The organism is Methylomonas stagni (assembly GCF_050154735.1).
Taxonomy (GTDB): domain Bacteria; phylum Pseudomonadota; class Gammaproteobacteria; order Methylococcales; family Methylomonadaceae; genus Methylomonas; species Methylomonas koyamae_A.
Map to the genome: position 1 here is coordinate 455,367 of NZ_CP189557.1, position 22,959 is coordinate 478,325.

The window sequence follows — 22,959 nt, forward strand, 5'->3', positions numbered from 1 at the left end:
GAAGGCGACGTGAGCCAGTCGTATCCGCCCGCCGGTACCGGTAGTCTCTTGAAAGAGACACTGTATTTTTCCAATCAGGACGATGCGGCTAAAGCTTTGGTCGGCTACAACTATGTCTTGACTTTGCTTTCGAATGGCCGAGTACAGGCCATCGTCACCGGTTTGAACGGTTCCGGTCTCGAAAATCCGTTGAGCGTGGTTAAGGCGAACTCGCAAAAATCGTTGGCCAACATTGGCGATTTGCCGTCGTCGGACGAAACCGAATCGCCGTTTCCGCAAATCTCGTTGAAGGAGAAGCTCAACGGCCAGGCCGCCGTCGACGCCCTAGGTGACAATCTGGCCTTGGTGGCCAAGGCCTATGGGATGTCCGCCGAACGCTTGGAGAATATTTTAAAAAGCGACCAGACCGCTTGGATCGATCAAGGCGGCCGCTTGCTATACATAGAGTCGGATATCCAGCCCGACCCCAAGCAGGGTGCCGGCGAGACCGCGACCGCCGATAGCGCCGACGCGGCGACGGCGGAGGGAAGCGGCAGTACTTACGCCGCGATCGCCGCCTCGACGACCGATCCGTTCACGCTGCACAGCAAACCCGATTCCAATCGCGTCATTTACCTGGATTTCAACGGTCATCAGGCCATCAACACCACTTGGTACAACGGTACGTTGACCGCTCAGGCCTACGATACGGATGGCAATCCCAACGGATTCAGCACCACAGAGTTGAACAACATCCGCGAAATCTGGCAACGCGTGGCGGAAGACTACGCGCCGTTCGACGTGGATGTGACGACGCAAGAGCCGGCGGCGGATGCGATGCAACGCCTTACCAGTAGCGACACTCAATACGGCACCCGCGCGGTCATCACTCGATCGATGCCGGAACTGTGCGGTCAGGTCTGCGGTGGCGTTGCTTATGTCAACGTCTTTTCGTCTTATTCGTCCACTTCGCCCAACCGTTATCAACCGGCTTGGGCTTTCTTCGACAAATTGGGTAACGGCAACCCCAAATATGTGGCCGAAGCGGTATCTCACGAAGTTGGCCACAATCTAAGTCTCTATCACGACGGCACCGCCAGTGTCGGTTACTATTCGGGGCACGGCAGCGGCGCCACCGGTTGGGCGCCGCTGATGGGGGTCGGTTATTACAAACCCGTTTCGCAATGGAGTAAGGGCGAATATCCTGGGGCCAATAACGCTCAGGACGACCTTGCGGTCATTAGTGCGGCGGGTGCTCCGATCCGAGTCGACGATTTTCCGGACAGCATGGCCTCGGCCGCGCCTTTGTCGGGCGATCCCACCTCGGTGGTTCAAACCGGCATTATCGAACGCAATACCGACCTGGATGTCTTCACTTTTTACACCGATGGCGGCGACGTTCAGTTCAATGCGGCCTCGGGTTCGGTGGCCGGTAATTTGGATATTGCTCTGAAATTGTTCGATGCTTCCGGTAAGTCGGTCAGCGAGGTAAATCCGGTCGATAGTCTGTCGGCGTCGCTGAGCGCCAACTTGAACGCGGGTCAATATTTCCTGCAAATCGATGGCGTCGGTAAAGGCGACTTGACGACCGGCTATTCGGATTACGCCAGCCTTGGTCAGTACCAGATTACCGGTAGCTATCCGAAGAACGTCGTGAAACTGATCCCGCCGACGGCCGTTATTTCAGCATTACCGACCGCGAGCGATGCGCCGTCCAAGGTAACATTCAATGGTACGGGCTCTAGCGACCCGGACGGCACCATCGTCGGTTATGATTGGAATTACGGCGACGGAAGTACGAATGGCAGTACCGCCAGTGTCGATCATACCTACGGAACTCCGGGCAACTATACTGCCACGCTGACGGTGACCGATAACGTCGGCTTAAAAAACAGCGCCACGCAATCGATCAATGTCGCTCAGGCGCCGGTAAACGTCAGCATGAAAGTCTCGAGCACCGCGATAATCCGCAGATTGTTGACGGGCGGCAAATCGGAATGTTTGGCCAAAGTGACCGTCAAGTATGGCGAAGCTACATTGGCTAACGCCACGGTGAACGGCTCGTGGAGTTGTTCGGCGAAAACCAGTACCGGTAACATTTCCAAAACCTGGGCTAAATCCGCCGTGACCGGTTCCACCGGTATCGCCAGTATCAGCAGTTCCAGCCTGCCCACCAGCAGCTCCGGAACCTGTGCCTACACCGTTAGCAACGTCGTCAAAAACGGTTATACCTACGACGGCAGCGGCCAGGTGGCGGCGAGTTTTACTTGGTAAGCTAACATTTCCTGTTGTAACGGAAGGCGCGGTTATCCGCGCCTTCTTTTTTGCGCGGTCGAATGGATTTCCATCGGTTTCGGATGAGCCTGCAACGCGCTTCCGGTCGGGGGCTTAACGATGGTCGATGTTTAGCTGTCGATCGCGACGCCGATGCGGCTGTTGGCGGTAATAGAGGCTCAATTGCCGAAACACCGCCGGACAATGTTCCAACAGAATCGCAGGCGTGCAGAAGAACGCTTCACTAAACACCGCGAAGCATTCTGCTGGATCGGTGGCCGCGTAAGGATCGATCCAGCTCGAAATCGGCAACTCGGGATACTGGCGCAATTGGCGGAAGGCAGCGGATAACGCGGTCGTCCACTCGGTCACCGACATATCGGCGTGCAGCGGCGGCATACCGTTGCCGACGCCATTGCGCATATCCAGCTTGTGGGCGATCTCGTGAACGATTACGTTTTGTCCGGATTCCGGATATTCGATGTCTTCCAGGATTTCTTGCCAGGACAATATCAGCGGTCCCGCCGACCAAGCTTCCCCGGTCAGAATTCGCTGTTCTTGATGTACGACGCCGGCGTCGTCGACGTCTTCATGCGCCACGACGAAGGCGTCGGGATAAACCACGACATCCAACCAGCCGTACAGCAGAGCCAAGCCCAAATACAAAACCGGCAGGCAGCACTGTGCCGCGATGACGATGCGCATGTTGGTATTTAGATCAATATCCACGCCGACCAGGTTTTTTTCGCGGAGAAACAACGAGCTCATCACCCGTAAGCGGGCCAGTTCGATTGGCGTCAGTCCTTGCAGTAAAGGTAACTCAGCGGTGGCTTGGGTCCAGGTTTGGAAGGGAATGGCGTGGCCGCGTAGCCGATAACGTCGATAGGCGCGTTTGAATCGGTTTCTCATCAGGTCGTCGCGGTGGTGGTGATGGCCGAATAGCGGGTTCGTCCCGAATGGTTGATAGCAACCAATCTGGCGGATATTTCAACCGGGTCGGTTGCAAACCGGATTTAGTCGGCCACAATTGCAGCCGGTCGCGGTGCCGGCATGGTTTGGCACGGTCTTCGCTGGTCTCCAGTCGAGGCGGATTATAGCCCGGTCCGTGTTGACGGGCCGAGCGGACACATTTCAACCGGGTCTATTTTGGAAGCAGGAGCAGCGTATGCGGCAGTCTGATCGTGTTTGGCATCTTATGTTTTTTTGGCTTTCCGTTGCGGTGGCATTACCGGCCGCCGCCACGCCGGAGCAAGCGCTGGACGTGGGTAGGGGGAGCGCCTGCTCATATTGGCGCCGCATCCCGACGATGAAAGCTTGAGCGCCGCCGGTCTGGCGCAACGAGTATTCGCCAACGGCGGCAGTGTCCGTAGCGTCGTCGTGACATCGGGCGATGCCTACGTCGATGCCGTGGTTCAGCAAACCGGCAAGCGCAAGCCGTCCGCGGCCGATTTTCTGGCGTTCGGCGAACGTCGCCTGGACGAATCGCGGCGCGCGGCCCAAGTGTTGGGCAAGGGTTTTCTGCATCTGGACTTGTTGGGCTTCTCGGACGGCAGCATCTACTCGGCACTGGTGTCGCATTGGCGGCGCAACCAGCCGATGCGCTCGGACTTCACCGGCTTCGACCATGTGCCTTACAGCGAAGCGGTCGATAGAGGCTACGCGCAAGACGGCCAGGACTTACTCAGCGAATTGGTGGCGATCTTGCGCGAGACCCGTCCGACCATGATAGCCTTCCCGGATGTGATGGAAAACGACTCGGATCACGCCGGTCTGGGGATGTTCACGTTGTTGGCCGTGCGCGATTGGCTGGCGCGCGAACCCTCGCAAAACATTCATCCGAAAATGCTGGCCTACTTGATCCATTGGCGCCCCGGATGGCCGACCGGCTCGAATTGGGGGATCGCTCAGGACTGGAGCGGGCAACCCATGCAACTGCCCGACGATTTACCGCTGCGCGGACATCACCGGGTGTGTCTGAATTTGATGCCCGCCGAAGTGGCGACCAAGCGTCAAGCCATGGCGGAATATCAAACTCAGCAATTGATCATGGGCGACTTCCTGGCGTCCTTTGTGCGCAGCAGCGAGTGTTTCACCCAGCTGCAAACCGGCGATACCCAACGGATAGAAAATGTCGTTGAACATTGGCGCCATGTCCGCAAAGCCTTCGATAGTCACCCGCTGACTCGGCGAAAAATCTAGTTCGCGCTCGGATTGGCGTGACGCCGCGCCGATCCGAGCAATTTGGCGCGGCAGCGGTCCTTTGCCTTCATCTTCAGGGCTTGTCGCGTTCAGCCGATAGAGTCATCCACTCGAACGGCTTGCCGTGGCAGTGCATAGCTTCGAACGGCGCGATGTTCGCGGCCGCCGCCGCCGATCGCTCTCGATTTTCGGCCGGACATTCGCCTGGAGGCTAAACTTCCACGCTTCGCTAGGCCCGCTGGACTTGGATAGTCGCCGGCTTTCCTTTACATCGCGGTACGTTCCCAGTACCGTAATCCGGATGGGCAACAGACCGGCCGGCTACCAAAGCCGCCAAGCCGACGTTTCGCATCGATTCGGCGTTAAAACCAGCGCTGCGCCTGGCCGCCGAACGCGAGCATCGCTTTCTGGCTAACAGGGTAGAAGTGCTGATTCACGGCTTTTGCGGCTAATACGGCATCGCCGTTCCCAGCCAATCGACTAACCCCAATAACCAAGACTAAACACGCCACACCATCACCGATTCATGGCTATTAAAAAATCCGATCTTTATTCCTCGCTGTGGGCCTCGTGCGACCAATTGCGCGGCGGCATGGACGCCAGTCAGTACAAGGACTACGTGCTGTTCATGCTGTTCATCAAATACATCACCGACAAATACGCCGACAGCGACGACTTCGCGCCGCCGGTGGTGATTCCTCCCGGCGCCAGCTTCAAGGACATGATCGCCCTCAAAGGCAAATCCGACATCGGCGACAAGATCAACACCCAGATCATCGGCCCCTTGGTCAATGCTAATGCCCGCTTGTCGAAAAGCGACTTTCCCGATTTCAACGATCCCAACAAACTCGGCGAAGGCAATGACATGGTGGAGAAGCTCTCCAACCTGATCGGCATCTTCCAAAAGCCCGAGCTGGATTTCTCCAAAAACCGCGCCGAACACGACGACATTCTCGGCGACGCCTATGAGTACCTGATGCGCCACTTCGCCACCGAAAGCGGCAAGAGCAAAGGCCAGTTTTATACGCCGTCGGAAGTCAGCCGGGTCATCGCCAAAGTGATCGGCATCTCGCCGGAAAACGCCAAAGGCTCGACGATGGCTTACGACCCGACTTGCGGCTCCGGCTCCTTGCTGCTAAAAGTCGCCGCCGAAGCCGGCAAACATATTACCCTCGAAGGCCAGGAAAAAGACGTCACCACTGCCGGTTTGGCGCGGATGAACATGATCCTGCACGACTTCCCGACCGCCACCATCCTCTCAGGTAACACGCTGGCCGCGCCCAAGTTCAAGGATGGCGAAAACCTGCGCACTTACGATTACGTGGTAGCCAATCCGCCGTTTTCCGACAAGACCTGGAGCACCGGCCTGACGCCGGGCGACGATGCTTACCAGCGCTTTGTTTGGGGCGAGCCGCCGGCCAAACAAGGCGACTACGCCTATTTGCTGCACATCATCCGCAGCCTGAAAGCCAATGGCAAAGCCGCCTGCATTCTGCCGCACGGCGTATTGTTTCGCGGCAATGCCGAAGCGGTGATCCGCCAACAGTTAGTGCGCTCGGGTTATTTGAAAGGCATCATCGGTCTGCCGGCCAACCTGTTTTACGGCACCGGCATCCCGGCCTGCATTTTGGTCATCGATAAAGAAAACGCCACCGCCCGCAAAGGCGTGTTCATGATCGACGCCAGCAAGGGCTATATCAAGGACGGCAACAAGAACCGCCTGCGCGAGCAGGACATCCACAAAATCGTCGACACCTTCGGCAAGCAAGCCAACGTACCGCGCTATGCCCGGATGGTGCCGCTCGACGAAATCGCCGATCCGAAAAACGACTTCAACCTGAATCTGCCTCGCTACATCGACAGCACTGAGCCGGAAGACATTCAGGACATCGATGGTCACCTCAATGGCGGCATCCCCGAACGCGACCTGGATGCACTAGCCGATTACTGGCAAGTGTTGCCCGGTGTGCGCGCCAGCTTGTTCGCCGTGCTGCGCCCCGGTTATGCGCAACTGACGCTGCCGCTGGCTGAGGTCAAACCCGCCATCTTCGGCCATGCCGAATTCACCGCCTTCAACGCCCAAGCGACTGAACGCTTTCAAGGCTGGCGAGACGCCACCACGCCATTGCTCACCGGCTTTGGCAAAGACGGCCATCCCAAAGCATTGATCGAAACCATCGCCGAAGACTTGTTGAATACCTTCAAGCCTGCGCCGCTGCTGGATGCCTACGACATCTACCAGCGCCTGATGGACTACTGGGCCGAAACCATGCAGGACGATTGCTACCTGATCTCCGCCGACGGCTGGGTCGCCCAACCGACCCGCATCATCGAAACCGACAAGAAAGGCAAAAGCAGAGACAAGGGCTGGGTCTGCGACTTGATTCCCAAGCCGTATATCGTCGCCCGCTATTTTGCCGACGAACAGGCCGCCATCGAGGCCAAACAGGCGGAACTGGAAGCCGCCACCGCCAGCCTAGCCGAGCTGGAAGAAGAACACGGCGGCGAAGACGCCATCTTTTCCGGATACGACAACATCAATGTCGCCGCCGTTAAAGACCGGATCAAGGAAATTGGTAAGGATTCGGATGGTGCCGAAGAGTTAAAAGTGTTGAAACAATGGCTGGAATTTGGCAACCAGATCGGCGTGTTGAAAAAACAAATCAGGGAAGCCGAAGCCGCGCTCGACCAAAAGACTTATGAAAAATACCCGACGTTGAGCGAAGCCGAAATCAAAACGCTGGTGATCGACGACAAGTGGATGGCGCATCTGTCCACCGCCGTACAGGGCGAACTGGACCGGGTTTCGCAGACGCTGACCCGTCGCATCCGCCAACTGGCCGAACGCTATGCCGCGCCACTGCCGCAGTTGGAAGACGAGGTAAGCAAACTGGCGAGCAAAGTCGAGCGACATCTCACCAGGATGGGCATCACATGGAAATGAATCCTCCCAACGGCACAATAAGTCAGACACTGTCCGACCAATTGCGTTGGTCATATCCGGTCGAATGCCTCAAAATCCAGCACACTTTGGTTTGTGCTCGCTACGCACGCCAAATCACCGACCAAGACGTATTCAAGCCAAAATTGAAAACCTTATCGAGGACAATGCCATGCAAGTCGTATTAACAAAAGAACTGGTGATGGATAGCTCACATGGTGTTTCATTAGCCGACCTGCCCATTGCCACCGGCGAAAAATTCACCATCATCGTGCTTAAAGATAGCGACGCCGGCAGCCAGCAAGCCGCAGAGCGCAGAACAGCCTACGCCCATCGCTTCGCAGTCGAGGATATCGAACTGCTCGCCAGAGACGATTTGTATGCGCGTTAACAGCTTTATCGATACCAACATCTGGGTGTATGCGCATTTTCAGCACAGTCATGAAAAATGCGCTATTGCCTTGGAATTGATCGAGACCTTGCCGGCATTGGTAGGCAGTACCCAAGTGCTCAATGAGTACTACAGCGTGATGCTGAAAAAGAAAGTCAACGACAGGCTGATTCAAGACAATATCGAGGTCATCATTTCGATTGCAGCTATCCAGACCATCCAAGTCACCACGATACGTTTCGCCCATCGGCTCAAACTGAAATATGGTTTTTCCTATTGGGATAGCTTGATTGTCGCCAGCGCCTTGGAAGCCGATTGTCGACAGCTTTATTCCGAAGACCTGCAACACGGTCAGGTGATCGAAGACCGCTTGACCGTCATTAATCCTTTCGTGAACCTCCAGTAACCGGAAGAATGGAACGTATGGCATGGAAATCAACCGTCTGTCCAATGTTCAACGGTTCGCCGATGCCGTGGAAAATGCAAACCCATGAGTAGTCAACCAACAAACCATGCCGAGGCGGTCAACGAGGCCAGCGCGGCTTATCGCTTGCAGGCTGGTAAGGCGGCTTTGCTTAGGCCGGGGTACAAGATGACGGAGGTGGGGGTTATCCCGGAGGATTGGGATGCAAAGTCCCTTAGCGATTTGAAGCCATTTGTGACGAGTGGTTCTCGTGGGTGGGCCGCATTCTATTCAGACCGAGGTTCGCTCTTCGTACGTATCACGAATATGTCGCGTGATTCCATCTACCTAGGAGCCTGTCGGACTTAAAAGCCAATAGTCCATTCGGTAACTTGGTTAGATAAAATAGGTGGTATAGAAAGAACCAGCAACCGGGAGAGCCCTTGATGAGTCGATTCATTCCTGTCAACCGCCATCAAATCTATCTATTACCCCCTCGGTGGACGAATGGTTGCCGGAGGATCACTTGGCGCGTTTTGTCGTCGAAGTCATCGAGCAGTTGGATTTAAGCCGGTTGACGAGCCGCTATCAAGGTCGGGGTTCGGCGGCGCACCATCCGGCGATATTATTGGCACTGCTGGTCTATGGGTACGCCACCGGCGTGTTTTCCAGCCGGAAGATCGAACGAGCCACCTACGATTCGGTGGCGTTTCGTTTCTTGTCTGGTGATACCCATCCCGATCACGATACCCTGGCTCACTTCCGCAAGACGTTCCTGGTCGAGTTGGAAGACCTGTTCGTCCAAGTGCTGAGTCTGGCGCAAGCGATGAAGTTGGTGAAGCTGGGGCAAATCGCGTTGGACGGCACCAAGCTCAAAGCGAATGCCTCCAAGCACAAGGCCTTGTCCCACAGCCATATCGAAAAGCTCGAAGCACAGCTACGAGACGAAGTTCAGGCCTTACTGCAAAAGGCCGACGAAACCGACGCGGTGGACGACCGGGACGGCCTTGATCTGCCGGACGAATTGGCGCGGCGGGAAGACCGGCTGAAAGCCTTGCGTGAAGCGAAAGCCAAGATCGCCGAGCGGGCCAAACCGCGCGACGCGCAAGCCGAACAGGCATACGAGGACAAGGTGTCCCGCCGGGAAGCCCAGCGGCAAGCTGGCCAAAAGCCGCGAGGCCCGGAACCCAAGGCGCCGGTAGCCGGCCCCAAGCCCGACGATCAAATCAACCTGACCGACGAGGAATCGCGCATCCTGCCGAGTCACGAAGGCTTTGTGCAAGGCTACAACAGTCAGGCCGCCGTCGATGTCGATACGATGCTGATCGTGGCCACCACGGTCACGCAGCAGACCAACGACAAACAACAAGTTGAGCCGATGCTGGCCGAACTGAAAAAACTGCCCGACGCCTTGGGCCAAGCCGAAGCCCTACTGGCGGACACCGGCTACTTCAGTGCCGCCAACGTCCAGGCTTGCGAACGAAACCGGATCGAACCTTTAATCGCCATGGGCCGTGACAGTCATCATCGGCCGTTGGCGGAACGTTTAGCCCCGGATGCGCCGGAACCGACTGGCGACGATCCGCTGGAAAAGATGGCTTGGTACTTGAAAACCCGCGAAGGCAAAGCCCGTTATGCCAAGCGCAAATGCACGGTGGAACCCGTGTTCGGGATCATCAAACAGGTACTCGGCTTTCGCCAATTCTCCTTACGCGGTCTGGATGCGGTCACCGGTGAGTGGAAACTGGTGGCCATGGCCTTCAACTTGAAACGGATGCATATCTTGGCGAGGGTCGTCTAATGGTCGAAACGATTGGCCAGCAAAAGGCTCGATTGGCGTTATCGGAATCCAACGCCAAAACGCTCGCCTAACCAGTGGCAAATCCTTCCTTCGACCGCCGTCTTCGCTGAGCTGGATGACAACAGAAGTGCCGGTAAGTTAAGTCCGACAGGCTCCTAGACTTGGAAAATCCGAAGTTCGTTAATCTTCCAGTAGAATCAAGCGAAGGTATTCGCACTCAGCTTCAAGAGCATGATGTTTTGATTTCGATCACCGCTGACATTGGCATTATTAGTTATGTCGATCCTAGGGTTCCGATACCGGCTTACATTAACCAGCATATTGCTCTCGTCCGTTTCGATCAGGCGAAAACATGCGGCAAGTTTGTCAGCTATTTCTTGGCATCGGAAAAGCCACAACGGCTCTTTCGCGCTTCGACTGACACAGGTGCAAAAGCCGGTATGAGTTTGCCAACTGTCCAAAAGATCGAAGTGGCATTTCCACCTTTACCAGAACAACGCGCCATCGCCGAAGCGTTGAGCGATGTGGATGCGCTGCTGGACGGGTTGGAGCGGCTGATCGCCAAGAAACGCGACCTCAAACAGGCCGCCATGCAACAACTCCTCACCGGCCAAACCCGCTTGCCGGGGTTTAGTGGAGAGTGGGAGTTTAAACGTTTAGGTGATCAGGCAGAATTGGTTACCAAAGGAACAACCCCTTCATCTTTGGGTAAAGAATTTACGAATTCAGGTGTAACTTTTATTAAGATCGAGGCTATAAGCGCAAACGGCATAATCATCCAAGACAAACTCGACTTTATCGATGAGGAAACCGATAAGCTGCTTAGTCGTTCTAGGTTAAAAGCTGGTGATTTATTATTTTCAATCGCTGGCGCTCTGGGTCGTGTTTGTATAGTACCTTCGTGCGTTCTACCGGCAAACACAAACCAAGCATTGGCAATTGTTAGACTTAAACCGAATTCGGATTTGAATTTGCTCTTCACTTTTTTTGTATTGCTTTTTTCTGAAATAAAACAACATGTCGAGGGTATAAGCGTTCAAGGTGCTCAAGCGAATTTATCTTTACAGCAGGTAAGTGACTTTCCAATTTTCTCACCTGATTATAAAGAACAAGCCGCCATCGCCACCGTCCTCTCCGACATGGACGCCGAAATCGCCGCACTGCAAGCCCGCCGCGACAAAACCCGCGCCTTGAAACAGGGCATGATGCAGGAATTGCTGACCGGCAAGACGAGGCTGCTATGACCACGCCACCCGTCGTTCCGGCAGGGATTGCCGGAACCCAGATTACAGGGAGGTAAACGCCAAAACCCTCCGTGGCTTCTGGACCCCGGCAATCCCTGCCGGGGTGACGGTGTAAATTGCCACTTACCGGCATTTGAGTATACCGGTGCTTAGCCCGCCGCGAAAAAACCCGCGCCCTCAAACAGGGCATGATGCAGGAACTGTTGACCGGCCAGACCAGGCCGCTATGACCACGCCACCCGTCGTTCCGGCAGGGATTGCCGGAACCCAGATTACAGGGAGGTAAACGCCAAAACCCGCCATGGCTTCTGGACCCCGGCAATCCCTGCCGGGGTGACGGCGCCGCGAGCCACTTTACGGTACTGAAGTTTAACGCAGCCGTCCGCCCGCCTTGACAAAACCCGCGCCCTCAAACAGGGCATGATGCAGGAATTGCTGACCGGCAGGACGAGGCTGCTATGACCACGCCACCCGTCGTTCCGGCAGGGATTGCCGGAACCCAGATTACAGGGAGGTAAACGCCAAAACCCTCCATGGGCTCTGGACCCCGGCATTCCCTGCCGGGGTGACGGTGTAAATTGCCACTTACCGGCATTTGAGTATACCGGTGCTTAGCCCGCCGCGACAAAACCCGCGCCCTCAAACAGGGCATGATGCAAGAACTGCTGACCGGCAAGACGAGGTTGCTATGACCACGCCACCCGTCGTTCCGGCAGGGATTGCCGGAACCCAGATTACAGGGAGGTAAACGCCAAAACCCTCCGTGGCTTCCGGACCCCGGCAATCCCTGCCGGGGTGACGCCGCCGCGAGCCACTTTACGGTACTGAAGTTTAACGCAGCCGTCTGCCCGCCGCGACAAAACCCGCGCCCTCAAACAGGGCATGATGCAGGAACTGTTGACCGGCCAGACCAGGCTGCTATGACCGCGCTACCCGTCGTTCCGGCAGGGATTGCCGGAACCCAGATTACAGGGAGGTAAAACGCCAAAACCCTCCGTGGCTTCTGGACCCCGGCAATCCCTGCCGGGGTGACGGCGCCGCGAGCCACTTTACGGTACTGAAGTTTAACGCAGCCGTCTGCCCGCCGCGACAAAACCCGCGCCCTCAAACAGGGCATGATGCAGGAACTGTTGACCGGCCAGACCAGGCCGCTATGACCACGCCACCCGTCGTTCCGGCAGGGATTGCCGGAACCCAGATTACAGGGAGGTAAACGCCAAAACCCTCCGTGGCTTCTAGACCCCGGCAATCCCTGCCGGGGTGACGCTGCAATTATTGCGGTATTTGCGTTAAAGTTTGTCGGCGCTGTTTTTGGCGGGATTAAAGTCAGCAGGTCAAACTGAAAATCATGCAAAAATGGATAAACAACCCTGTGTTTATATAATGGCCAGTCAACGAAACGGGACGCTTTACATTGGCGTGACTTCGAATTTGATTGGGCGTGTTTACCAGCATAAAACCGATATGGCCGAAGGCTTCACCAAACGCTATGGAGCGCACCTGCTGGTTTGGTATGAGGTGCAGGACAGGATGGAGAGTGCCATATTGCGGGAAAAGCAGTTAAAGAATTGGTCGCGAGCCGCTAAAAAACGGCTGATTGAGCAAGCCAATCCGAGCTGGCAGGATTTGTGGCGCGACTTAGCCTCAGCATAATAGATTTTTTAGTTTAAGCGTTTGCGAGGCCCAACGATGAACACGATTCCCGCCAAAGAAAAACAACTTCTGGATTGCCTGACGGCAGCGGTTGGTGAAGCGTTAGAACGCAAACGCCGCCTGGGTCAGTATGCCGTGGTCTGGAAAGACGGCAAACCGGCGCTGATTGGTGATGATGCATCGAGCCTACTGCCAGTGCAGTCGGTTGCTGAAAGTGCGGGTGAAAACGCCGGCTAAAACGCTGGTGAAAATACCAAGTCCGATTTTTATAACCGTTGTCGAAAAAACGCTGGCGAAATTACAACCACAAACCGACAGGCAATAGGAGCTTAATTCATGAGGGAACAACACAGCCGTTCGGAACGTAACACCCAGAACCGAGTCGTCGCCTTGTTTGCCGACCCGACACGGCCGGATAGCTTGGGCTACCGCTATCTTGGCGACTGGAGCAAGCGGGACAACAACCGCCTCATTGAAACTAAGCTATTGCGCGACAACCTGACGGCACGTGGCTATTCCGCCGCCCACATCGGCGCTGCCTTGCAGAAACTGGAGATTGCCGCCGAAACCACCGGCATCACGCTGTATCAGGCCAATCTTCGCACCTATCAGTTATTGCGTTACGGCGTGCCGGTGCAAATTGCCGCCGGTGTGTCCCATGAAACCGTGCATTTGATCGATTGGGACAATCCGGCGCGTAACGATTTTGCGCTGGCCGAGGAAGTGACGCTGAAAGGCGGCTTTGAGCGGCGGCCGGACATTGTGCTGTATATCAACGGCATCGCCATCGCGGTGATCGAGTTAAAGCGCAGTTCGGTGGATGTGGCGGATGGCATACGCCAGCTGATCACCAATCAGGAAGCTATTTTCAACCAAGGTTTTTTCAGCACGGTGCAACTGGTGTTGGCCGGCAGCGATGCGCAAGGGCTGCGTTACGGCACTACCGGCACGCCGGAGCAGTTCTTCGTGGAGTGGAAGGATGAAGGGGACGGTTTGGTAGGGGCGGGTTTGAAACCCGCCCCTACGACAGCCATCGGCGCATTGCTGGATCGACCTCTGGCGCAGTTGTGCGGCAAGGCTCGGCTGCTGGATTTGCTTCGCAACTTCATCATCTTCGACGCCGGCCAGAAAAAAGTGCCGCGCCAGCACCAGTTTTTCGGCGTGAAGGCCGCGCAGGAACGCGTTGCCAAGCGGGAGGGCGGAGTCATCTGGCATACCCAGGGTAGCGGCAAGAGCATTTTGATGGTGCTGATCGCCAAGTGGTTGCTGGAGCATGATCCCGAGGCGCGGATTTTGGTGGTCACCGACCGCGACGAGCTGGACAAGCAGATTGTCGGCGTCATGCGCAATGCCGGGGTGATTGGCGAAAACTCGGCGTCGCCGCGTATTACTTCACGGAACGAATTGGTTGCTAAATTGGCTGCAACCAATCCCAGAGTCATGTGTGCTTTGATACATAAGTTCCCTACTCGAAAAAAACGCAAGCGTGAAGATGATCTCTATGACGGAATAACCGAAGTTCTTGAAGACCGAGGACTTCCAAGAATACTCGGCCGATTCTACGTGTTCGTCGACGAATGCCACCGCACCCAAGGCGGCGACATGAACAAGCAGATGAAGCGCTGGCTGGAGAGCGCGATCTTCATCGGTTTTACCGGCACGCCGCTGCTGCGCAAGGACAAGCAGATGACGCGAGACGTGTTCGGCACCTATATCCATACCTACAAGTTCCATCAGGCGGTGACCGACAAAGTGGTGTTGGATTTGAAATACGAGGCCCGCGACGTGCCCGAACGGCTGACCTCGCAGAAGAAAATCGACGAGTGGTTCGAGCGGAAAACCCAAAACCTCAACAACTTTCAGAAGGCGGCGTTGCGTAAACGCTGGGCGACGATGGAAGAGTTGATGAGCGCCGAGGGTCGTAAACGCGAGGTGGTCGCTGAAATCATCTCCGATTTCGCCCTCAAACCGCGTTTGAACAACGACCGCGGCACCGCTATTCTGGTGGCCGCCTCCATCTACGATGCCTGTCATTATTTCAGGCTGTTCGGAAATACCCACTTTGGCCCCTACTGCGGCATCATTACCTCGTACGAACCGAATGCCAATGCCATCTCGAAAGAACCCGCCAACAGCGATGAACGCTATAAGTTTGATACCTATAGTCAGTTGGTATTGAAGGATTTTCCGACGACCGAGAAATACGAAACGGAGATGAAGCGCCGCTTCATCGACGAGCCGGCCAATCTTAAATTGCTGATCGTGGTTAGCAAGCTGCTGACCGGCTTCGATGCACCCAGCTGCAGCTACATCTATCTCGACAACGAACTGCGCGACCACAACCTATTCCAGGCGATCTGCCGCACCAATCGGCTGGATGGCGACGACAAGGACTACGGCCACATCGTCGACTTCAAGAAGCTCTTTGGCGACGTGCAACAAGCCATCGCGGTGTACAGTTCCGACGAACTGGACATCGACCAGGGCAACGGCGGCGATAACAACGTGCGCCTGAAAAACTGGCTGGAAGAAGGCAAGAAGCAACTGGACGATGCCCGTCAAGCACTGCACTACCTGTGCGAACCGGTACTGCCGCCGCGTGAAGTCGAGCAGTACTTGCATTATTTCTGCGGCGATGCCGCTAATCCCGAGGCGCTAACCGAAACCGAAGCATTGCGGGTGACCTTCTACAAGGCGGTAGCGATATTTGCCCGTGCCTACGCCGACATCGCCCAGGAACTGATCGAGGCGGGTTATTCCGAGGCCGAGGCCGAGGCATTGAAAAAGGCAGTGGAGTTCTACGCCGAGATTCGCGCCGCCATCAAGAAACACTCGGGTGAAGAGCTGGACATCAAGCCTTACGAGGCTGACATGCGCCACCTCATCAACACATACATCCAGGCCGACCCGGCGGAGGCATTAGGGGAACTGGGTGAAATGTCGCTGACCGAGCTGATCATCGAGACCGGTATCCACGACGCCATTGCCAAGAAACTGAACCAGAAAGGCAAGCTGTCGAAGAACGCTATCGCCGAGGGGATCGTCAACAACGTCCGCAAGACCATTATCCGCGACCAGCTCACCGACCCTAGGTTCTACGCGCGGATGTCCAAGCTGCTCGACGATCTGATTAAGCAAAGCCGAGCGGATACGGCCGCTTATGAGGCGTTTTTGCGCAAGGCCGAAGAGTTGGTCAAACGCTTGGCGGCCAAACAACCCGAGGCCGGCATTCCGGCGATTTTGCATGGCAAGCACGAGGCCATCGTCGTTTACAACAATCTGGCAGACCTGATGCCGGAAGCCTCACCGACGCCACAGGCGCATGAACCCAAGGCCGACTATAGCGATGAGCGTGCGCAACTGGCCCTAAAAATTGATCATGCCATGAGGGAGCAAGCGCCGGCGGGCTGGAAAGGTGATGAAACCAAGGAGCGTGTCGTTCAGAATTTCTTGTACCCAATGCTGAACAAGAACCCGAATGCTACGCTGGCACTATTCGAGATCATCAAGAATCAGCCGGGCTACTGATGACTGAAACCATCGAACTGGGTGAGATTGTTATCGAGGTGACTCGAAAGGCGATCAAGAACGTGCATTTGTCTGTGCATCCGCCGGAAGGCCGCGTTACCTTGGCCGCGCCGCTGGAAACCCGTTTGGAAGTGGCCAGGGCTTACGCGATTTCAAAGTTGGGGTGGATACGCGATCAACAGGCCAAACTTCGCAATCAGGCCAGAGAGACGCCCAGGCAGTTTGTCGAGCGAGAGACCCACTATCTTTGGGGGCGACGGCATTTGCTGACGATCATGGCACGCGGCGGCAAGCCGTTTGTGAATGTCGATCACCGGCGGATTTCCATGTACTTGCCGCCAGATACGTCTCTGGAAAAACGCGCCGAGTTGCTGCACGAATGGCATAAGGTGTTGCTGCATCAGGCCATCCCGCCGTTGATTGCTAAATGGCAAGCCAAGCTGGGCGTAACGGTTAAGCAGTATTTTTTGCAGCGGATGAAAACCAAATGGGGCAGCTGCAACCCCAAAGCCGGACATATTCGCTTGAATACCGAATTGGTCAAGAAGCCCAGGCATCTTTTGGAGTATGTGCTGGTACACGAAATGGTGCATCTGTTGGAGCCAAGCCATAACGAACGGTTTGTCGCGATCTTGAACGAATATTATCCGGCCTGGCGCGAGGCGCGGGCCGAGTTGAACGAGCTGCCGTTGAGCGCCGAACAGTGGCGAGAATAGCACGAGCAGTTTCGCCGATTTTGGTGTGGCGTCGGGCGGTCGGCATCGGCAATAAGCCGCGCCGACGAGACAGTCGGCTACCGATGCCGCTGGTTTGTTCCGTTCCAACCGAGAGCGGTCCGTTGAATACTCGGGCCGTTCTCGGTTCGGCCGAGATGGCATCGCTTGGACGGAAAATAGCGCGACTCAGCGGGTTTAAGCCGGTTCGTATTTGAAGGGCAGCTGTTCCGCTCGCCACGAGGCCGATTCGATATACGCGGCCAAGTCGGTGTCGTTCAAATCGGTGCGGCTGGCGGAGCCGTCCCGCAGGGCTTGGGCCAAGACGCGTTTGGCGACCGATTGGCAAACCTTTTTCAGATCGGCGACCGGCGGGTAGATCAGGCCGGCGTCCAGCCAATGTTCGGCGGTGTAGTCCGCTAGTGCATAGGCGGCTTCCTGGACCATTTCGTCGCTGATGCGGCTGCATTCGGCCAAGGTCGCCGCCAGGCCCAAGCCCGGAAAAATGAAGGCGTTGTTACCCTGACCCACCGGATATTGCCGCCCGCCGTAACTGGCGTCGGGAAACGGACTGCCTGTGGCGACGATGGCCCGCCCCTCGCTCCAATTCAGCAAATCTTGCGGATTGGCTTCGCAATTGTCGGTTGGGTTGGATAGCGGGAAAATGATCGGCTGCGCATGGAAACCGGCCAGATCGGTAACGATTTCCCGGCTGAATAGGCCCGCGACGCCGGATAAACCCAATAGCACGCTGGGTTTGGCGTGGGCGATGACCTCTTGCAAACTGGGTACTTGGCCGGCGGCAACGCCCCAGTCGCGGTAAATATCCGGATCTTGCGCCAACGGCGATTTGTAGGCATCGCTGGTGCGGCCTTTGACGACCAGACCGTGCGCGTCGATGACGAAAATCCGGGCTTGCGCGGCGTCCGGCGTCAGACCGGCGCGAATCATGCCGCTTTTGATCGCGGCCGCCACGCCGATACCGCCGGCGCCGGCGCCGGCCACCACGACGGTTTGATCGGTCAAGGCTTCGCCTTTCAGTCGGCAAGCCGACAGCAAACCCGCCAGCGCCACCGCACCGGTCCCTTGAATGTCGTCGTTGAAGCACGGAATCCGGTCGCGGTAGCGCTCCAGCACGTCGAACGCGACGTTTTTGGCGAAATCTTCCCATTGAATGATGGCTTTGGGCCATTTGGCTTGGACCGCCGCGACGAATTTATCGACGATCTCGAAGTAGGCGGGGCCGGTCAGGCGTTTTTGCGGCACGCCCAGATAAAACGGATCGGCCAGCAAATCGTCGCGGTTGGTGCCGACGTCGAGGTTGACCGGCAGCGTTTGGAAGGGGCACAGGCCGCCGCCGGCGGTATACAGCGCCAATTTGCCGATCGAGATCGCCAGACCGCCCATGCCTTGGTCGCCGATGCCCAAAATGGCCGACGAGTCGGTCACCACCATCATCCGGATGTCGTGCCAGGGGTAGTTGTCGAGGATGGCTCCGGCCCGGTCGATGTTTTCCACCGAAAACGTCAGGCCGCGCGCGGTGGTGTACATCGAGCTGAATTGTTGGACGGCCTGACCGATTGTCGGCGTGTAAACGATGGGGACCATCTCTTCCAAATGGCGCTCCAACAGCGCGTAAAACAAGACTTCGGAACGTTCCTGGGTGGCGCGGAGAAATTGGTACTTGGCCAGGTCGCTGGGCTGTTTCAGATAGTTGGCGTAGAGGCGGTCCAATTGGCGGTTAAGATCGGTTACTCGGGGCGGCAACAAGCCGTCCACGCCCAGCTCGATACGCTCTTCGATCGTGAAAGCGGTGCCTTTATTGGTGGCCGGCAGCCGGAGTAGGGCGATGCCGCGAATTTTCGCGGCGATATAGGTTTGGCCGTTGGCATCTTGCCGGTAATCGAAGTATTCGCTCAGTGGAGTCATCGGGTTTCCTTTGCGTAGTCGGAGGAGGTCGGGTGTCGACGCGGCATTCGCGGCGCCGGGTCTTCATGGGTCAATCGCATATTGCTTGGCGTTGTCGTTTGCCGGTTTGCGGACGTTTGGCCGGCGCTGGCGAGGCGCCGGCTTCGAACGCCGGCCGGCCTTTTTCGCCGCTCCGCCGGTAGTCGGCCGCCAAGGCCGCCGCCGCCGGAGCGGCCGGTATCCGCAAGCGCTCGGTCATGATGCCATAGCTTAACTCGTACAGGCGTTTCAACGCGATTTGCCAAGTGCTGCCGGCGCCGGCGTACAGCGCGTCGCTAAAGTCTAAAAACCGTTCGAACGGCCGATCGCCGCACAGGAGGGGTAGGCTGGTCGTAAAGCGGCCTGAATTACCGATCATATCCCAGTATCGGGCAAATCGCTGCATGCGTTGAATCTCGCTGAAACCGATATCGCGGGTGGCGAGCACCGGATATGGCGGATTGGGATCGTAACGCATTCGGTAGGCGTCGTCGTGACGGTTGATCGGCGCGCCGCGCAGGCGCTTTAAAATGCCGACCTGAATTTCCTGTGGCCCGAGCGCGTAGAGGCGGTCGAAGCTGGCGCCGAAATTGGCGAGGGTGTCGCCCGGCAAGCCGAAGATCAGATCGGCGTGAATGTGGACGTGGGTGTGTTCGCGCAACCAGCTCAGGTTAGTGGCGGTCGCGGCGTTGTCCTGGCGGCGGCTGATCCGTTGTTGTACGTCCGGGTCGAAGCTTTGCACGCCGACTTCGAATTGCAGCACGCCGGGCGGAAAACGGCGAATCGCTTCGCGCAGGCGTTCCGGCAAGTGATCGGGAATGACTTCGAAATGCACTTGCAGGCCGTCGCCGAGCCGATCCAGAAAAAATTCCAGTATTGCCACGCTGTTGTCGATACGCAGGTTGAAGGTCCGGTCGATGAATTTGAAATGGCGGCCGCCGCGTTGGTATAGCGCGTCCAATTCGCTTAAAAACGCCGCGAGCGGAAACGGCTTGGCGGTGACGTCGAGCGCCGAGAGGCAGAACTCGCATTTAAACGGGCAGCCGCGCGAGGCTTCCACGTAAGTGAGGTGTTGGCGCAAATCGCTATCGCTGTAGTACGGGTAGGGTGAGGCCAATTCGGCGAGCGCCGGCGCCGGTCCGGCGACGATGCGTGGCTCGGGCCTTACGCCGGCCAACAATTGACGGCACAGTGCCGGAAAACTCCGTTCGCCGGGACCGGTGACGATGTAATCGGCCAGTTCGGCGCAAGCCGGCAAATCCGGTGGATGGCTGACTTCCGGCCCACCTAGCACGATGGTGATGTCCGGCGCGACTTGCTTGAGGATGGCCAGTATCGCGCCGATTTCCGCGACGTTCCAGATGTAAACGCCAAAGCCGATAATTCTAGGCCGGCGGTCGAGCAAGCGCTCGGCGATTTCCGCCGGCCGTTGCTGCAGGCCGAATTCGGCGATTTGGGTACTTTCGCGCAGTTCGGCCATATTGGCGTACAGGTAGCGCAAACCGAAGGCCGAATGAATGTAGCGAGCGTTCAGAGTACACAGCACTATCTCGGTCATGCCGGGCTGATCCGGAATTGCGAAAATGTTTCCGCGCGGTTGCGGCCGGTTTGTTTGGCACGGTATAGCGCGGCGTCGGCGGCTTCCAGCAGCGCATCGCCGTTAAGGCCGGTGTGTTCGGAACTGGCGATGCCGATGCTGATCGAGCTGTTGATCGGCGTTCCGCGCCAATCGACCGTTTGCTCGGCTTGGATGCGGCGCAAACGTTCGGCCAATTGGTGGGCATCCAGTTCGGTGGTGCCGGGTAGCAGCAGGCAAAATTCCTCGCCGCCGTAGCGGGCCAGATAGTCGTCGCGGCGGATTTCCAGCCGTGCTCTAGCCGTCAGCTGACGCAGGACTTCGTCGCCGGCCCGATGGCCGTGGCTGTCGTTAATCAGCTTGAAGTGATCGACGTCCAGCATCACCACCGACATCGGCTCCTGACGGCGTTGGCTGCGCGCCAGCATGCGCTGCAACTCCAACTCCAGACTGCGCCGGTTCCACGCGCCGGTCAGCGCATCGGTAGTGGCCAGATTTTCCAGTTGGGAAGCCATCCGGTAATTGACCATCAAGATAAAGCCGAAGGTCAGAAACAATTGGATGACGCTGCCCGCCAAGAACATGACCGGGTTGATTAGCATCGGGCTGAACAGGGTGTAGGTACCCGGCGGCGCCGAGTAAATCGCGATCGCTCGAGAGGCGTAGATCAGACTTAGCACCGCGAAAGAGGCTCCGGTCAACCAGTGGGCGGTGCGTTCGGGCGTGGGCAGTCTGATCAGCAAGGCGCGGGCGCAGGTGAAATTGATCGCCCCGAACACCAGCGAATTGGCGATGGCTCGAAATTGAATATTGATGTGTACCAGACTGAACCAATAACTGAAAAATCCGACCGCTACCACGACGGCGATCATCCAGCGAATGTGGCAGGGTTCTCCCTTGAAGGCTTGAATGCCGGCCAATTGGGTCGTCGATCCCGCCGCCAGCAATGCCGCGCCGGCGACCACGGGCCAGCCCTGGCCGGCGTGTAGATTGGGCAAGGCGATGGACGAGCCCAGACTGATACAAAAGCTTGCCAAGGCCCAATGCCGGAGTCCTTGCACGCCGCGGGCGTGCAGGCTGGCGACCGCGAGCAGTATCGAGAACAGAAAACTGAGCACGGCTATCATCACCATCATCGTGCGCAGATCGAGGTTCATTGAGATTCCCGGTTGGTTTGATCGTGGGTCGGCTAAAAAGCGGGCCGGCGTTCCGTCAAGCCTACAAAATTTTTTCCTGTCGCGCTACTGGCGCGCTTGGGTCGGGAAACTGAGCAGCGAGCGCCTCGGTTCGCGATCGGCGCGTATTCGGCCTAAAATGCGGTTAGTTACGCTTAAAACAACCGGTTATTTTGATGACAGAGCAAACCTTTCAGTTCGAACAAATCCATATTGAAGTTGCCCGCAACGCGTCGGACGACTTCAATTTGTTTCACGATAAGCATAAGTGGCTGCAGATTACGCATAACCCGTTCAAAGGGCCTATCGTGCTGGGTTTTCAGTTGAATACCCTGATCGAATACCAGATGCGCTTGTACCGCGAAGCGCATCAGGAGGACAAGATCATCGCGGATCGCGGCCTACGCTTCAGTAATTACCAGATCACCTTCGTCAACGCCTTGCGGCCTCGGCAGGAAATGACGCTGGACATCAAAAAAACCCTGATCGCGACGATTCCGGAATTGACCTTGACCAACCGGGTGGCGATCAAATCGCAAGGCAAGACGATCTTGCTGGGTTACAAGAAGGAAACCAAAACCCCGTTGTTCCTGGCCAATACCGATCTGAGCGGCTTGCCGGACCTGAATGCGCTGGCGGACGACAGCATCGTACCCGGCACCGACTTCTTCCTGAAACGGAAGTGGATGCATAACGGTAACGTCAAGAATTTCCTGTCGGGATCGTTGGCGGAACAATCGGCGTATTTCGACGAACTGGCGCACATCGCCAGTTATCCGGAGGTGTTTCCCTGCTGTTTGACCTCGGGGGCCTTGCTGGAAAAGGCCCAGCTGGAACACCACGATTTCAAGGCGAATCCGATGGTGTACACCTCGCACGACATCTCGGTCGATCGCTGCTTGGTACAGCGTTTGAAGAACAACGACAAGCTGCATATTCTGGTCAAGCAACTGCCCGAATCCAAGGACAATACGCTGAACCACACCGATATTCTGCTGCGGACTTACGAGTGTTACGGCGTGTTGGAGGATAGGGAAATCCTGTTCAGAATCAAGCTCAATCTGGTGCCGCTCGAGGAAATCGTCAGGAATTTGAGCGCCAAGCCTCAGTCATAGCGGGTTGGGCTAATGTTGTG

General features: G+C 56.8%; 15 protein-coding genes and 1 pseudogene. 12 read left to right on the forward strand and 4 right to left on the reverse strand.

Features of this window, described 5'->3' with window-relative positions:
* Nucleotides 1–9: 9 nt before the first annotated feature.
* Complete coding sequence (locus ACP4CD_RS02075) at nt 10–2,253, forward strand: PKD domain-containing protein (RefSeq protein ID WP_426993225.1); 2,244 nt, start codon at nt 10–12, stop codon at nt 2,251–2,253.
* Nucleotides 2,254–2,367: 114 nt separating this feature from the next.
* Here the strand turns inward: ACP4CD_RS02075 and ACP4CD_RS02080 are convergent, their stop codons facing one another.
* A complete protein-coding gene (locus ACP4CD_RS02080) occupies nt 2,368–3,162 on the reverse strand; it encodes a zinc-dependent peptidase (RefSeq protein WP_426993226.1) in 795 nt (264 codons plus the stop codon).
* Nucleotides 3,163–3,540: 378 nt separating this feature from the next.
* Here ACP4CD_RS02080 and ACP4CD_RS02085 point away from each other — a divergent pair, with 378 nt between their 5' ends.
* The 10 genes and pseudogenes from ACP4CD_RS02085 to ACP4CD_RS02130 all read left to right on the forward strand — a co-directional run bounded on the left by ACP4CD_RS02085 (nt 3,541) and on the right by ACP4CD_RS02130 (nt 17,129).
* Entirely contained in the window at nt 3,541–4,452 is a 912-nt protein-coding gene (locus ACP4CD_RS02085; RefSeq protein ID WP_426993228.1) for a PIG-L deacetylase family protein, read from the forward strand.
* Nucleotides 4,453–4,978: 526 nt separating this feature from the next.
* Nucleotides 4,979–7,396 (forward strand): N-6 DNA methylase, encoded by a 2,418-nt coding sequence (locus tag ACP4CD_RS02090; RefSeq protein WP_426993229.1) that lies wholly within the window; start codon nt 4,979–4,981, stop codon nt 7,394–7,396.
* 169 nt (nt 7,397–7,565) lie between these two features.
* On the forward strand, nt 7,566–7,784 hold the full coding sequence (locus tag ACP4CD_RS02095; RefSeq protein ID WP_313729923.1) for a hypothetical protein: 219 nt from the start codon (nt 7,566–7,568) through the stop codon (nt 7,782–7,784).
* Nucleotides 7,774–8,190: a PIN domain-containing protein gene (locus ACP4CD_RS02100; protein ID WP_426993231.1), complete on the forward strand. Its 417-nt coding sequence runs from the start codon at nt 7,774–7,776 to the stop codon at nt 8,188–8,190. The genes ACP4CD_RS02095 and ACP4CD_RS02100 overlap by 11 nt, the downstream gene beginning before the upstream one ends.
* A gap of 443 nt (nt 8,191–8,633) precedes the next feature.
* Nucleotides 8,634–9,988, forward strand: a pseudogene (locus tag ACP4CD_RS02105) (IS1182 family transposase).
* A gap of 161 nt (nt 9,989–10,149) precedes the next feature.
* On the forward strand, nt 10,150–11,232 hold the full coding sequence (locus tag ACP4CD_RS02110; RefSeq protein ID WP_426993232.1) for a restriction endonuclease subunit S: 1,083 nt from the start codon (nt 10,150–10,152) through the stop codon (nt 11,230–11,232).
* Nucleotides 11,233–12,528: 1,296 nt separating this feature from the next.
* Entirely contained in the window at nt 12,529–12,885 is a 357-nt protein-coding gene (locus tag ACP4CD_RS02115) for a GIY-YIG nuclease family protein (RefSeq protein WP_426993233.1), read from the forward strand.
* Nucleotides 12,886–12,921: 36 nt separating this feature from the next.
* On the forward strand, nt 12,922–13,122 hold the full coding sequence (locus ACP4CD_RS02120) for a hypothetical protein (protein WP_071158417.1): 201 nt from the start codon (nt 12,922–12,924) through the stop codon (nt 13,120–13,122).
* 99 nt (nt 13,123–13,221) lie between these two features.
* Nucleotides 13,222–16,413, forward strand: a complete 3,192-nt coding sequence (locus tag ACP4CD_RS02125) for a type I restriction endonuclease subunit R (RefSeq protein WP_426993236.1) — start codon at nt 13,222–13,224, stop codon at nt 16,411–16,413.
* Nucleotides 16,413–17,129: a M48 family metallopeptidase gene (locus ACP4CD_RS02130; protein ID WP_426993237.1), complete on the forward strand. Its 717-nt coding sequence runs from the start codon at nt 16,413–16,415 to the stop codon at nt 17,127–17,129. The genes ACP4CD_RS02125 and ACP4CD_RS02130 overlap by 1 nt, the downstream gene beginning before the upstream one ends.
* A gap of 195 nt (nt 17,130–17,324) precedes the next feature.
* Here the strand turns inward: ACP4CD_RS02130 and ACP4CD_RS02135 are convergent, their stop codons facing one another.
* From ACP4CD_RS02135 to ACP4CD_RS02145, 3 genes are all read right to left on the reverse strand, one after another.
* Complete coding sequence (locus tag ACP4CD_RS02135) at nt 17,325–19,055, reverse strand: NAD-dependent malic enzyme (protein WP_426993239.1); 1,731 nt, start codon at nt 19,053–19,055, stop codon at nt 17,325–17,327.
* Nucleotides 19,056–19,125: 70 nt separating this feature from the next.
* On the reverse strand, nt 19,126–20,631 hold the full coding sequence (locus tag ACP4CD_RS02140; RefSeq protein ID WP_426993240.1) for a DUF4080 domain-containing protein: 1,506 nt from the start codon (nt 20,629–20,631) through the stop codon (nt 19,126–19,128).
* Entirely contained in the window at nt 20,628–21,806 is a 1,179-nt protein-coding gene (locus ACP4CD_RS02145) for a GGDEF domain-containing protein (RefSeq protein ID WP_071157921.1), read from the reverse strand. Before ACP4CD_RS02145 ends, ACP4CD_RS02140 begins: the two co-directional genes overlap by 4 nt.
* 194 nt (nt 21,807–22,000) lie before the next feature.
* Between ACP4CD_RS02145 and ACP4CD_RS02150 the strand changes: the two genes are divergently transcribed.
* Nucleotides 22,001–22,939 carry a hypothetical protein gene (locus ACP4CD_RS02150; RefSeq protein ID WP_064027428.1) on the forward strand — a complete coding sequence of 313 codons (939 nt, stop codon included), beginning with the start codon at nt 22,001–22,003 and terminating at the stop codon, nt 22,937–22,939.
* Nucleotides 22,940–22,959 lie beyond the last annotated feature (20 nt).

Excerpts from the sequence above, each read along its gene's own strand:
- ACP4CD_RS02080 (WP_426993226.1), bottom strand. The coding sequence starts at position 3,162 with ATGAGAAACCGATTCAAACGCGCCTATCGACGTTATCGGCTACGCGGC.
- ACP4CD_RS02090 (WP_426993229.1), top strand. The coding sequence starts at position 4,979 with ATGGCTATTAAAAAATCCGATCTTTATTCCTCGCTGTGGGCCTCGTGC.
- ACP4CD_RS02095 (WP_313729923.1), top strand. The coding sequence starts at position 7,566 with ATGCAAGTCGTATTAACAAAAGAACTGGTGATGGATAGCTCACATGGT.
- ACP4CD_RS02100 (WP_426993231.1), top strand. The coding sequence starts at position 7,774 with ATGCGCGTTAACAGCTTTATCGATACCAACATCTGGGTGTATGCGCAT.
- ACP4CD_RS02120 (WP_071158417.1), top strand. The coding sequence starts at position 12,922 with ATGAACACGATTCCCGCCAAAGAAAAACAACTTCTGGATTGCCTGACG.
- ACP4CD_RS02125 (WP_426993236.1), top strand. The coding sequence starts at position 13,222 with ATGAGGGAACAACACAGCCGTTCGGAACGTAACACCCAGAACCGAGTC.
- ACP4CD_RS02130 (WP_426993237.1), top strand. The coding sequence starts at position 16,413 with ATGACTGAAACCATCGAACTGGGTGAGATTGTTATCGAGGTGACTCGA.
- ACP4CD_RS02135 (WP_426993239.1), bottom strand. The coding sequence starts at position 19,055 with ATGACTCCACTGAGCGAATACTTCGATTACCGGCAAGATGCCAACGGC.
- ACP4CD_RS02140 (WP_426993240.1), bottom strand. The coding sequence starts at position 20,631 with ATGACCGAGATAGTGCTGTGTACTCTGAACGCTCGCTACATTCATTCG.
- ACP4CD_RS02145 (WP_071157921.1), bottom strand. The coding sequence starts at position 21,806 with ATGAACCTCGATCTGCGCACGATGATGGTGATGATAGCCGTGCTCAGT.
- ACP4CD_RS02150 (WP_064027428.1), top strand. The coding sequence starts at position 22,001 with ATGACAGAGCAAACCTTTCAGTTCGAACAAATCCATATTGAAGTTGCC.